This is a genomic window from Lactobacillus delbrueckii subsp. bulgaricus (assembly GCF_046938665.1).
Taxonomy (GTDB): domain Bacteria; phylum Bacillota; class Bacilli; order Lactobacillales; family Lactobacillaceae; genus Lactobacillus; species Lactobacillus delbrueckii_C.
Window position 1 is genome coordinate 1 of the sequence record NZ_JBKZCD010000036.1, and the last position, 12845, is coordinate 12845.

A 12845-nucleotide genomic window follows, 5' to 3' on the forward strand; every position below is an offset into this window, starting at 1 on the left:
TTTTTTGTTTTCTATTTTTATTTCTTTCCTCTTTTGTCTATTCTTTAAGCTTTTCTATTTTTTCTGAAAACTTTTCCCGAAAAAAGCTTGCATTGACCGGGAATTGCTGTATACTAGTAAACGTGCTTATGAAAAGGCCCGTTGGTCAAGTGGTTAAGACACCGCCCTTTCACGGCGGTAACATGGGTTCAAATCCCGTACGGGTCATCTGGAGGATTAGCTCAGCTGGGAGAGCATCTGCCTTACAAGCAGAGGGTCACAGGTTCGAGCCCTGTATCCTCCATTGTTCAGAAGGTTACCGGACGGTAATCTTTTTTTTTACAAAAAACTGAACATGTTTAAAATGTTATTTGTTACAAGTCCTGATAGGATTCACCAAATTGGTGAAGATGCCTTGTAACCGCGTAGCTAGTCTATAGGGGGACACACATAGATGGAAAAGCACTTATTTACGTCAGAATCAGTTTCAGAAGGACATCCGGACAAGGTCGCTGACCAGATCTCCGATGCTATCCTGGACGCGGTACTCGCCCAGGATCCGCAAGCCCACGTGGCCTGTGAGACTTCTGTAACCACCGGTTTGGTCTTGCTCTTCGGGGAAATCTCGACTACGGCTAATGTTGACTACCAGCAGGTAGCGCGCAAGACGATCCGTGAGATCGGCTACAATGACCCAGACCTGGGCTTTGACGCCGACAACTGCGCCGTTTTAGTAGCGCTGGACAAGCAGTCGCCTGACATCGCCGGCGGGGTTGATGAAGCCTTGGAAGTCCGGGAAGAAGGGGGCAGCGATGAACTCGACCAGATTGGGGCTGGTGACCAGGGGCTTATGTTTGGTTTCGCCATCAACGAAACGCCGGAATTGATGCCTTTGCCGATTTCCCTGGCCCACCGCTTGATGCGCAAAGTGGCCCAGCTGAGAAAAGAGGGGACCTTCCCTTGGCTGCGGCCAGATGCCAAGGCCCAGGTCACGGTGGAATACGATGACGCCGGCAAGCCTAAGCGGGTGGACACGGTCGTTATCTCAACCCAAACCAGTCCTGACGTGACTAATGAAGAGATCCGGGTGGCCATGGTCCACGACGTGATCAAGGAAGTCATTCCAGACAAGTTCTTGGATGACGAGACCAAGTACCTGATTAACCCGTCCGGCCGCTTCGTTATCGGAGGGCCGAAGGGGGACGCCGGTCTGACCGGCCGCAAGATCATCGTTGACACTTACGGCGGCTATGCCCGCCACGGCGGCGGTGCCTTCAGCGGCAAGGACGCCACTAAGGTCGACAGAAGCGCCTCATACGCTGCCCGCTACGTGGCTAAAAACATTGTCGCCGCTGGCCTGGCTGACCGCTGTGAAGTCCAGCTGGCCTACGCCATCGGGGTGGCCCACCCGGTTTCCATCATGATTGATACTGCCGGGACCGGCAAGGTGAGCGACCAGCTTTTGACTGAAGCTGTCCGGGCCAACTTTGACCTGCGCCCAGCCGGGATCATCAAGATGCTGGACCTGCGCCGGCCAATCTACAAGCAGACGGCTGCATACGGCCACTTTGGCCGCACCGACGTCGACCTGCCTTGGGAAAAGACCGACAAGGCGGAAGCCCTCCAGGCTTTTGTCAATGACCGCAAGTAATTTTTTACAATTGAATACACGTAAGACATTAACGTAACATAAATTTCGTTGGAGAAAAGAATGAAGAAAACAAACGTGAAAATGGTCACGCTCGCTGTCTTTATCACCACTTTTATGTCCGCGATCGAAGGCACGATTGTGTCGACCGCGATGCCAACCATTATCGCCGATTTGGACGGGCTGGCAATCATGAGCTGGGTGGTGTCTGTCTTTCTGCTGATGACGGCAGTCTCAACGCCGATTTATGGGAAACTGGCTGATAGCGTAGGACGCAAGCCAGTTTTTTTATTTGGTATTGGACTCTTCGTGATCGGGTCAGCCCTCTGCGGCTTCTCGCACTCGATGGTGGAATTGATCATCTTCCGGGTCCTGCAGGGGCTTGGTTCAGGGGCTATCCAGACAGCCGGGGTGACGGTTTTAGCGGACATGTATGATATTGACAAGCGGGCTAAAATGCTGGGCCTGACTTCGGGCTTCTGGGGCCTGGCTTCGGTTATCGCCCCGCTTTTGGGCGGTTTTATCGTCCAAAAGCTGTCCTGGCACTGGGTCTTTATGATCAATGTGCCGATTGGCTTGCTCGCCTTTTTGCTGGTTGCCTTTTACCTGCATGAAGATTTTGCTAAAAATAAATTACAGATCGACCTCAAGGGCAGCTTTAGCCTGGTTATCTTCCTTTTATCCTTGATGCTGCTTTTGCAGGGGCTGGAAAAAGGCTTCAACTGGACTCTGCTGCTTTTAGCAGCAATTATGCTGGTCAGCCTCTGGGCCTTTACCAAGGTGGAAAAAACAGCCGCTGACCCGATCATTCCTTTCAGCATCTTAAAAGACAAGGAATTTCTGGCGGTCAACATTTTGCAGCTCCTGGTTTCCGGGGTCGTGATCGGCTTTGAATTCTACATCCCGACCTGGTTGCAGGGGATCAACGGGGTCAGCGCTTCAATCGCCGGCTTCGCCATTACGCCAAGCTCCCTTTTGTGGGTCTGCGGGTCCTTTTTAGCCGGCGACCTTATGGGCCGGTGGGGGACGCAGAAGTACTTTGACGCGTCACTCTTGCTCTTAATCGGGGCAGACCAGGCCTTCATCCTGATTCCGACCTACACGCCATTTTGGGTCTTCTGCTTGATTGCCGTCTTCAACGGGATCGGCTTCGGCAGCATTGCCACGGCCAGCCAGGTCCGGGCCCAGATGGTGGTTGACAAGAGCCAGGTAGGGGTGGCAACTTCCTTTAACACTCTGATGAAGTACCTGGGCCAAACTGTCATGATGGTCTTCTATGGGATGACCTTTAACGCAGTCGTGGCCAGCGGGCTCCAAAAACACCCTTCCTTGACCAGCGAGATGATGAACAAGATTGTCTCCCCAGTCCAGGCTAAAAGCCTGGATCCGGCCGTTTTGGCCCCTCTGCGGGAGATCCTGCACTCAGCCATGCGGGGGATCTACATCGTTTCTCTGATTGCCCTGCTTTTGTCTGTGGTCTTCAACCATATCTACCGGCAAAAGAGGGACTAGTAAAAATATGAACGCAAACAAAAATCTGCTCACGGCATGTGAGCAGATTTTTTATTAAGGATTTAGTTTATGCTTTTTGTCTAAGGCCTTGAAAAAGAGCCAGCTGGCCAATGAACTGAAGGCCAGGCCCTCGCACCAGCCGCCCAAGACGTCGCTTGGCCAGTGAACGTGCAGGTACATTCTGGTAAAGCCAATCGACAGGGTGAAGAAGACGCAGAAGACGATCAACCAGGTCTTGACCGGCTTCTTTTTCACCAAGACGACGATCAAGGCGATCAAGACCAGGGCCAGGGTCATGGAACCGACCGAGTGGCCGGACGGGAAGGAGAAGCCGTCGGCGTGAACCGCCTTGTCCATCCGGGGCCGCTGGCGCTGAATGATGTTCTTGATAATCGAGTTGCAGGCATTAGCCGCGATCATGGTCAAGCTGGCAAAAGCAGCATGGATGTAATTTCGCCGGTAGACCAGGAAAAGAACCAGGGCCACGGTAAAGACTATGATTGTCAAGGTATTGCCCAGCTGGGTCCAGTAAAAGACCAGCTGCTTTTCGACCGGATTGTTGTTTCTGATTGCATTGTAGACTACCGTATCAAAAGTCTTGATAAAGGGATTCTTGCTGGCAATCAGGTAAACCCAAAAGGCAAAAAAGAAGCTGAAGGCGCCACCAAAAATTAAAAGCGGCTGATAATTAACTTTATTTTCTTTCGTATTCAATTGTTTTTAATTTTTCTCCCTTGTAAAATTTTAGCCATGTGGTAAAGTATAATCGTTATCGAGAAAATAATAAAGGGCAGGGAGTAGTAGAAATTTTTCTTTCTTCAGAGAAGAGCCGGTAGCTGCGAGGCTTGAAAGAGGAATTTTGAACTCACCCGGACAATGCCAAAGTGTTGTTTCGCTTTAAGAAACATTTGAGTGTCACGCGAAAGCGTGGAACTTAGGTGGTACCGCGAAACAATTCGTCCTATGTTTGAACATAGGGCGTTTTTTTGTTTTTAGGAAAGGATCGATCAGATGTACAACCATAAAGTTGTCGAAAAGAAGTGGCAAAAGTACTGGCTGGAAAACAAGACTTTTAAGACAGGGACTGACCCAAAGAAGCCAAAGTACTACGTTCTTGACATGTTCCCTTACCCATCTGGCAAGGGCCTGCACGTTGGTCACCCGGAAGGCTACACCGCTACTGACATCATGGCCAGAATGAAGCGGGCCCAAGGCTACAATGTCTTGCACCCAATGGGCTGGGATGCCTTCGGTCTGCCGGCAGAACAATACGCCCTGCAAACGGGTAACGACCCGGCAACTTTCACCGACGAAAACATTGCCCACTTCAAGAAGCAGCTGCAAGCTTTGGGCTTCTCCTATGACTGGGACCGGGAAATCAAGACCACTGACCCGGACTACTACAAGTGGACCCAGTGGATTTTTGAACAGATGTACAAGATGGGCCTGGCCTATGAAGCTGAAGTACCGGTTAACTGGTCACCAGACCTGGGCACGGTTGTCGCTAACGAAGAAGTTATCGACGGCAAGACTGAACGGGGCGGCTACCCGGTCTACCGGCGCAAGATGCGGCAATGGATGCTGAAGATCACTGCTTACGCTGACCGTTTGCTGGACGACCTGGACGACTTGGACTGGCCGGAACCGATCAAGGAAATGCAAAGAAACTGGATCGGCCGCTCAGTTGGTGCCCAGGTAACCTTCAAGATCAAGGACTCAGACAAGAGCTTTGCCATCTTCACTACCCGGCCGGACACCCTCTTTGGCTGCTCATACACGGTTTTGGCCCCGGAAAACGAACTGGTTAAGGAAATCACCACTCCAGAGCAAAAGGAAGCCGTTGACGCCTACATCAAGTCCATCGAATCCAAGTCTGACCTGGAAAGAACTGACTTGAACAAGGACAAGACCGGGGTCTTCACTGGTGCTTACGCTATCAACCCGGTTAACGGGGAAGAAGTACCAGTCTGGATTTCTGACTACGTTTTGGCAACTTACGGGACCGGGGCAGTTATGGCCGTTCCAGCCCATGACGAAAGAGACTACGCTTTCGCTACTAAGTTTGACTTGCCAATCAAGGAAGTCGTTGAAGGCGGCGACATCAGCAAGGAAGCCTTTGCCGGTGACGGGGTCCACGTCAACTCAGACTTTTTGAATGGCCTCCGCAATGAAGAAGCCAAGGCCAAGATGGTTGACTGGCTGACTGAAAAGGGCGTCGGCGAAAAGAAGGTCAACTACAAGATGCGGGACTGGAACTTCTCCCGTCAGCGTTACTGGGGTGAACCAATCCCGGTCATCCACTGGGAAGATGGGGAAACCACTTTGGTGCCAGAAGACGAACTGCCGCTGCGCCTGCCTAAGGAAAGCAACATCAAGCCTTCCGGCACTCCGGAAAGCCCGCTGGCTAACCTGACTGACTGGGTCAACGTTGTTGACGAAAACGGCCGGAAGGGCAAGCGGGAAACCAATACCATGCCGCAATGGGCTGGTTCAAGCTGGTACTTCCTGCGCTACATTGACCCGCACAACGACAAGGCCCTGGCTGACCCGGAACTCTTGAAGAAGTGGCTGCCAGTTGACCTTTACATCGGCGGGGCAGAACACGCTACCCTGCACCTGCTTTACGCTAGATTCTGGCACAAGGTCCTTTACGACTTGGGCGTCGTTCCAACCAAGGAACCGTTCCAAAAGCTCTACAACCAGGGCTTGATCTTGAAGAACCATGAAAAGATGTCCAAGTCCCGGGGCAACGTGGTCAACCCAGACGACGTTGTTGATGAATACGGTGCCGACAGCCTGCGGACTTACGAAATGTTCATGGGGCCTTTGAACGCGTCTATCGACTGGGATGACAACGGTCCTTCCGGTGTCAAGAAGTTCCTTGACCGGGTATGGCGGACTTTTGTCAACGACTTGGACCTGGACCCGATCCCATCTGAAAAGATTACTGACGAAAACGACGGCAAGCTGGACAAGATCTACAATGAAACGGTCAAGACTGTTACGGAACACTTTGAAGAACTGCGCTTCAACACGGCCATTTCCCAAATGATGGTCTTCATGAACGCCTGCCAAAAGGTCGACAAGATTCCGCGGGAATACGCTGAAGGCTTCGTGAAGCTGATGGCGCCGGTTGCTCCGCACATGATGGAAGAAATCTGGCATGTCTTCGGCCACGACGAAAGCGTGCAGTTTGCTGCCTGGCCGACTTATGACGCAAGCAAGCTGGTTGAAAGCACGGTTGAAATGGCGGTTACGGTCAACGGCAAGAAGCGGGGCAACTTCCAAATCGCTAAGGACGCAAGCAGAGAAGAAGCCCAAGCTGCTGCAACCGCTCTGCCGCACGTAAAGGAATTTTTGGAAGGTAAGGAGATCAAGAAGGTCATTGTCGTGCCAAACAAGATCGTGAACATTGTTGCCAAATAAATCTAAAATTTTCCTAAAAAATCAATTTATGGTATATTTCAAACTGGATCAGGAATATGATAGTAGGTTGAAGTATAAAGATTAGGGAAGTTTTATGGCAAAGAACAAATCACAGACCAACTCCCAGGCCCAGTTGTTAGAGGGCTCGGCCTGGATGACTATTGGCTCGATCCTGTCGCGGATTCTTGGGGCGATCTATATCATCCCTTGGTATGCCTGGATGGGAAAGTATGGCAACTTGGCCAACTCTCTGACGGCGAAGAGCTACAACATCTATAGCCTGTTCATTATCATCTCCACCGCGGGCATTCCAGGGGCGATCGCCAAGCAGATCGCCAAGTACAATGCCCTGAATGAGTACGGGGTCGGCCGCAAGCTCTTCAGGCACGGCCTGGCCTTAATGGGGGTCTTCGGGATTATCTCAGCGGCCTGCATGTACTTTTTGGCCCTGCCGCTGTCCGGCTTTAACCCCCAGGAAGTACCGGTGATCCGGAGCCTGGCCTTGGCCGTTTTGATCATTCCGATCTTGAGCATCCTGCGGGGCTATTTCCAAGGCTTCAACGACATGATGCCCAGTGCCATGTCCCAGTTCGTGGAACAGCTGGCCCGGGTGATCTGGATGCTTTTGACGGCTTATGTGATCATGCGGGTCCAGCACGGCAACTATGTCGACGCGGTAACCCAGTCTAACCTGGCTGCCGCGATCGGGGCTGTGTTCGGCATCGGCCTGCTGGTAATTTTTTACCTTAGGCAGAAGCGGACGGTTGATCCTTTGATTGCCCAGTCCAACAACCAGGTGCAGGTTTCAACCAACAGCCTACTCTTTGAAATCATCCAGCAGTCGATCCCCTTCATCATCATTGACTCCGGGATCAACATCTTCCAGCTGGTGGACCAGTATACCTTCCACCCGATGATCGCTAGCTTCATGCACGTGCCTTTTGACACGATCGAAAGCTGGTATGCCTTGTTCGGCCTAAATGCCAACAAGCTGATCATGATCGTGGTCTCCCTGTCAACGGCCATGGCGGTTACGGCTATTCCGCTTTTGTCAGGGGCCCATGCCAGAAGGGACTACCGGGATATTTCCCGGCAGATCGGCAATACCTTGGAACTTTTCTTGTTCGTCTTATTGCCGGCTTCGCTGGGGATGGCCGCGATCTCAGATCCCTTGTATACGATTTTCTACGGCTATGACCGGCTGGGGGCTCATGTCTTGTACTTGTCCTCCTTTACGGCCATCAGCCTGGGGATGTTTACGGTCCTCATGGCCATCTTGCAGGGTCTGGACGAGAACATGTATGCCATCCGCTACTTGATCCTTGGTTTGGTCATCAAAGCGATCGTCCAGTATCCGATGATCCGCCTTTTCAAGGTCTATGGCCCGCTTTTGGCGACCAACCTGGGGCTTTTGGCGGTCATCGCCATGTCCCTCAAGCACCTCAGCGTGAAATACCGCTGGCGGGCTGACCGGACCATGCGGCGCTTTATCGGGATTGCCAGCTTCTCCGTAGTGATGTTCGCGGCGGTCTTTGCTGCCGTTAAGCTGGGCGGCCTCTTCCTCAGCCCTTACCGGCGCTTGTCTGCCATACTGCTCAGCGGCCTGGCGGTAGCCGTCGGCGTGCTTGTTTACGGGGGCTTGAGTCTTAAGACCGGCCTGGCTGAAAACATTTTGGGCAGCCGGGTAGCCCGGATCATGCAAAAGTTCAGATAATAGAATAGAGCCAGTTAAGGATCCTCCATTTGGAGGATCTTTTTTTGCGCCTCTTTTGGGTATTTTTCCGTTTTCATTTTTGTCCAAAACGTTTATTCATAGGGAAAATCTTGCGAAAAAAATCGCAAAAAGCTTAGGTCCGGCAAGGGACGAAGCAATTTTTCGATAAAAGTATTTTTTGGTTTGTGAATAAAAACAATTCAATGGTTGGCGGCCCTTTAACAAAAAAGCTTTTTTGAAATACTGTTATCTTAGCAAAGGAAACGGTTACAGTAAATTCCCCTAAAAAACTTGTAAGAAACTGTTGACATTTTTTCACAAAAGGACAATAATCAATAGTGAAAAGTGAAAAGGCTTACAAGCCGAGTGATATGAGGTGAAAACAATGGAAGTTAACGACAAGAAGGAATTGACTGAAGAAGAACGCGAAAATGCATACGTTCTTTGGTTTAACCAACTGCGCCGCGCTGACGTGGCCCTGGTTGGGGGTAAATCATCATCATTGGGTGAATTGACTTCAGGTACTGACGTGCCAGTGCCTTATGGTTTCGCAACGACCGCACACGGCTACCGGCACTTCATGGAAGTCAATGGCTTGAACGAGAAGGTAAATGCCTTGCTGGCAACTTTGAAGGACCCGGAAGACTCAGAAGAACTGCACCGGGTCTGCAGCCAAATTAGAAAGATCATGCGTGAGGCACCAATGCCGGAAGACTTAGCCGAAGACATCGGCAACTCATATGACGAACTGGCCAAGATGACCGGACAAAACGAACCATATGTTGCCGTTCGTTCAAGTGCTACGGCCGAAGACCTGCCAGACGCTTCATTTGCCGGGGAACAAGACACTTACCTTAACGTTAGAAGCCGCAAGGACGTTATCCGCAAGGTTCAAGACTGCTACGCTTCCCTGTTTACTGACCGGGCAACCTACTACCGGATCAAGCAGAACTTCCCGCAAGAGAAGGTGGCTTTGTCAGCCGCTGTCCAAATGATGGCCTTCTCTAAGTCAGCCGGGGTTATGTTCACGGTCAACGTTGCCAATGGTGACGACACCAAGGTCATGATCGAAGGTTCATGGGGCTTGGGTGAATACATCGTCCAAGGGACGGTTACCCCGGACAACTTCGAAGTTGACAAGGAAAGCATGCAGATCGCAAGCAAGACCATCAACAACAAGAACATTGAATTGATCCGTCTGCCAGGCGGCGGGGTTGAACAAAGAGATGTCCCAGAAGACGTGGCCAAGAGTCCATGTTTGACTGATGAAGAAGTTATCGAACTTGCCGGCTACGCTAAACAAATTGAAAAGCACTATGGCTGCTACATGGATATGGAATGGTCCAGAGACCAAGACGACAAGCTCTGGCTCGTTCAAGCCCGGCCGGAAACTGTTTGGTCACAAAGAAAGAAGGAGGGTGGCGCCAAGGAAGCAACTGACGCTAAGGCTCCAAGCTCCAACAAGGTTTTGGTTAAGGGTCTGCCAGCCAGCCCTGGTGTAGCTTCAGGTATCGTACACGTAATTGACGACCCGAAGGACATCGGTGACTTCAAGGAAGGCGAAATCCTGGTTACCTTGATGACTTCACCAGACTGGGTCCCAGCCATGAAGAAGGCGGCTGCTATTGTTACCAACAACGGTGGGATGACCTGCCACGCCGCTATCGTTTCCCGGGAAATGCAGATCCCATGTATCGTTGGTACTGCCAGCCGGGGGACCTTTGCAACCAGATTGCTGAAGACCGGCCAGGAAGTAACGGTTGACGCCAAGAACGGGGTTGTCTACCAAGGGGTGGCTGACGAAGTCGTTAAGCCAAAGAAGGCTGAGACTGCCCCAATGGCTGCAGCTGAATACTTCCCGCCAACGGCAACCAGAGTCATGATGAACCTGGGTGACCCGGACCTGGCTGAAAAGTACTCAACTTTGCCAGCTGATGGTATCGGTTTGATGCGGGAAGAATTCCTCTGGACCACTTACATCCACCAGCACCCGCTTTACTTGATCGAAACCGGCCACCCAGAACGGGTTGTCAACGAACTGGCTAACGGGATCAGCAAGGTCTGCCGGGCCATGAACCCAAGACCTGTTGTCTTGAGATTCTCTGACTTCAAGTCCAGCGAATACCGGAACTTGAAGGGCGGGGACAAGTACGAACCGCATGAACCAGCTGATCTGCTTGGCTGGCGCGGGGCAAGCCGCTACTACGACCCGAAGTACATCGAAGCCTTCAAGCTGGAACTGGAAGCAGTCAAGAAGGTTAGAAACGAATTCGGCTTGAAGAACCTGAATGTCATGATCCCATTCTGCAGAACTGTTGAAGAAGCAGAAAAGGTAACCAAGATCATGGCTGATGAAGGGCTTGAGCGCAGCCGCGACTTCAAGGTCTTCATGATGGCGGAAATTCCATCCAACATCATTTTGGCTGACAAGTTCAACAAGTACGTTGACGGCTACTCAATCGGGTCAAACGACTTGACCATGCTGATCATGGGGACTGACCGGAACAACGATGCCGTTTCCGCCCTCTACGACGAACGCAACCTGGCTGTTAAGCGGGCAATCCGCCACTTGATCAAGACCGCCCACAAGGATGGCAAGACCGTATCTATCTGCGGGCAGGCACCTTCAGAATACCCAGACTTCACTGAATTCCTGGTTAAGAGCGGGATTGACTACGTTTCCGTAAACCCGGACATGGTTAAGGAAACCAAGCTCAACGTAGCGCACTTTGAACAAAGAATTCTGCTGGACAAGGCAACTGGCCTGGGGATGCAGGATACTGAAGACTACGAATGGTAATTAGATTGATGATTTGACCATAAGTCGCTCCAAAAGGAGCGGCTTTTTTGTTGAATAATTGCAAAAATCAAGCATTTCATGCCAATTTGACGTAAAATTAAAAATGAATTATCATCATTTTTTTAGTAAAAAGCAGCACTTTAAGTTAAGAGGAAAGCAGATAAATGGCACAACAATACTACTCAATGGATCAAATCGCAAAATTGGCACAGGTTTCCCAGCAGCAGGTCTACTACCTGATCAACATGAAGTTCAAGTTCAAACCGACTTTGACTGACCCCAGCGGCAATAAATTTTATGATGAGCGAGCGGTGGGGCAGATTTTCCAAGAACTGGGCAAGGTCCTGCCCAAGTCGGCAGCTTCGCCGGCAACCGACAATGGCCTGCTGGACATCAATGCCTTGGCGGAAACTACTGGCCTGGGCAAGAAGAAGCTGCGGATTTTTTTGCGGGAACACAAGGACTTGAAGCCAGACTTTGTTGATGAAAAGAACCACAACAAGAAATACTGGGGTCCGAGCGCCATCCAGTACATCAACGACCACTTCGGAGCAGAAGAAGCAAAGGCTGAAGAAAAAGCAACAGAAAAGGCTGAAGAAAAGACTGTAGACAAGAAGACTGAAGTTGAAGAAAAGACAACTGAGATTGAAGTCAAAGAAGCAAAGCCTACAGAGGAAGAAAAGCAAGAAAAAGCAAGCCAAGTAGAGGAAGAAAACAAAGAAGAGACTACTGCAGAGGAAGAAGTCAAAGAAGAAGTGGTAGAAGAAGAAAAGTCTGCTGCAGAAGAAGTCAAAGAAGCAGAAAAGCCAGCTGGACCGCGCTTTATCAAGAAGGCACCGCGCCCTGCAACGGAAAAATTGGTTGAGCACCCGCAAGTTGAATTGCCTTTTGCCTTTGACGACAGCGAGGAAGCCGAAAACAAGGCTGAGGAGGCCAACAAGCCAGCTAGCAAGCCAGAAGTCAAGGAAGCAGCAAAGCCGGCGGAAAAGGCCGAAAAGAGCCATGAGCCGGCCAATGACCAGCAATTTGTGGTTAGAAAGCGCACTAACGACGACAAGCGGGGCCGGGGCAATTACGGCAAGCGCAGAAACAACCAGAGAAATAGCTACCAAAACCAGAACCGGACCAACAATTACTCTAAGCGGCGGGAACTTTTTGCCGGCAAGATGAAGCTGGTTACGGAAAAGGGGACTTTCTACACTGACCAGTTTGCCAGCCTGGAAGAACTGGCTGAATACGTCTTTTCATCCAAGGACGGCTTCATGAAGGTCGAGAAGTACAACCGGGGTGAATTTTCACCAGCCTATATCTCAACCAAGAGCATCATCGAATTTGAAGAAGCTTAAAAAAGGCGGATCTGACGATCCGCTTTTTGCATGCTTTCATTAATAAAGCTTTGCCTAATATTCATAGAAGTATTTTTTGGCTTGCGAAAAGCAGAAGATTGTCCTGGCAATATCCAGGCTGGATAAAATTAATCTTTTCACAATGTTGACAGCGCTTACAAGAAGTCTATAATTATTACTGTAAGTAACTTTTAAAGGAATTAATTGTAAGGAGATTCACTTATGGCAAAAATTAAGGGTGCAAACGCAGTTTTAGATGTTATGTACAAGTGGGGCATTGACCACCTCTACGGCTTCCCTGGCGGGTCATTCGACTCAACCATGAACGCGATCTATGAAATGCAAGACAAGATTAAGTTTATCGAAGTTCGTCACGAAGAAGCCGCATCCTTGGCTGCCTCAGCAGAATACAAGCTGACC

The 12845-nt window shown here is 50.5% G+C and carries 8 protein-coding genes, 2 tRNA genes, 1 riboswitch and 1 other annotated feature; of the genes, 9 read left to right on the forward strand and 1 reads right to left on the reverse strand.

Features of this window, described 5'->3' with window-relative positions:
- Nucleotides 1-135: 135 nt before the first annotated feature.
- The 4 genes from ACLUXO_RS09685 (at nucleotide 136) to ACLUXO_RS09700 (ending at nucleotide 3139) form a co-directional block, all read left to right on the forward strand.
- Nucleotides 136-207: transfer RNA gene (locus ACLUXO_RS09685), tRNA-Glu, on the forward strand.
- Between the two features lie 3 nt (nucleotides 208-210).
- A tRNA-Val gene (locus ACLUXO_RS09690) sits at nucleotides 211-283 on the forward strand.
- 65 nt (nucleotides 284-348) lie between these two features.
- A riboswitch (SMK box riboswitch) is annotated at nucleotides 349-436 on the forward strand.
- Nucleotides 434-1630, forward strand: coding sequence for a methionine adenosyltransferase (metK, locus tag ACLUXO_RS09695; RefSeq protein ID WP_412137384.1), 1197 nt, complete (start codon nucleotides 434-436; stop codon nucleotides 1628-1630). It overlaps the preceding riboswitch by 3 nt.
- A gap of 60 nt (nucleotides 1631-1690) precedes the next feature.
- Entirely contained in the window at nucleotides 1691-3139 is a 1449-nt protein-coding gene (locus ACLUXO_RS09700) for an MDR family MFS transporter (protein WP_412137385.1), read from the forward strand.
- Nucleotides 3140-3193: 54 nt separating this feature from the next.
- Here ACLUXO_RS09700 and ACLUXO_RS09705 read toward each other — a convergent pair whose 3' ends face one another.
- Nucleotides 3194-3853, reverse strand: a complete 660-nt coding sequence (locus tag ACLUXO_RS09705; protein ID WP_412137386.1) for a phosphatase PAP2 family protein — start codon at nucleotides 3851-3853, stop codon at nucleotides 3194-3196.
- A 70-nt stretch (nucleotides 3854-3923) separates the two neighbouring features.
- Nucleotides 3924-4106, forward strand: a binding site (T-box leader).
- Between the two features lie 44 nt (nucleotides 4107-4150).
- Here ACLUXO_RS09705 and leuS point away from each other — a divergent pair.
- The 5 genes from leuS to ACLUXO_RS09730 form a co-directional block, all read left to right on the forward strand.
- Entirely contained in the window at nucleotides 4151-6565 is a 2415-nt protein-coding gene (leuS, locus tag ACLUXO_RS09710; protein WP_412137387.1) for a leucine--tRNA ligase, read from the forward strand.
- 94 nt (nucleotides 6566-6659) lie between these two features.
- Entirely contained in the window at nucleotides 6660-8279 is a 1620-nt protein-coding gene (locus tag ACLUXO_RS09715) for a putative polysaccharide biosynthesis protein (RefSeq protein ID WP_412137388.1), read from the forward strand.
- A gap of 385 nt (nucleotides 8280-8664) precedes the next feature.
- Nucleotides 8665-11079: a phosphoenolpyruvate synthase gene (gene ppsA, locus ACLUXO_RS09720; RefSeq protein ID WP_412137389.1), complete on the forward strand. Its 2415-nt coding sequence runs from the start codon at nucleotides 8665-8667 to the stop codon at nucleotides 11077-11079.
- Between the two features lie 164 nt (nucleotides 11080-11243).
- Entirely contained in the window at nucleotides 11244-12425 is a 1182-nt protein-coding gene (locus ACLUXO_RS09725; RefSeq protein WP_412137390.1) for a hypothetical protein, read from the forward strand.
- A 222-nt stretch (nucleotides 12426-12647) separates the two neighbouring features.
- Nucleotides 12648-12845: thiamine pyrophosphate-binding protein (locus tag ACLUXO_RS09730; RefSeq protein WP_412137391.1), on the forward strand; the 198-nt coding region annotated here is incomplete at its 3' end.

What these genes read in the sequence shown, in the direction of transcription:
- metK (WP_412137384.1), top strand. Translation starts at nt 434, where the DNA reads ATGGAAAAGCACTTATTTACGTCAGAATCAGTTTCAGAAGGACATCCG.
- ACLUXO_RS09700 (WP_412137385.1), top strand. Translation starts at nt 1,691, where the DNA reads ATGAAGAAAACAAACGTGAAAATGGTCACGCTCGCTGTCTTTATCACC.
- leuS (WP_412137387.1), top strand. Translation starts at nt 4,151, where the DNA reads ATGTACAACCATAAAGTTGTCGAAAAGAAGTGGCAAAAGTACTGGCTG.
- ACLUXO_RS09715 (WP_412137388.1), top strand. Translation starts at nt 6,660, where the DNA reads ATGGCAAAGAACAAATCACAGACCAACTCCCAGGCCCAGTTGTTAGAG.
- ppsA (WP_412137389.1), top strand. Translation starts at nt 8,665, where the DNA reads ATGGAAGTTAACGACAAGAAGGAATTGACTGAAGAAGAACGCGAAAAT.
- ACLUXO_RS09725 (WP_412137390.1), top strand. Translation starts at nt 11,244, where the DNA reads ATGGCACAACAATACTACTCAATGGATCAAATCGCAAAATTGGCACAG.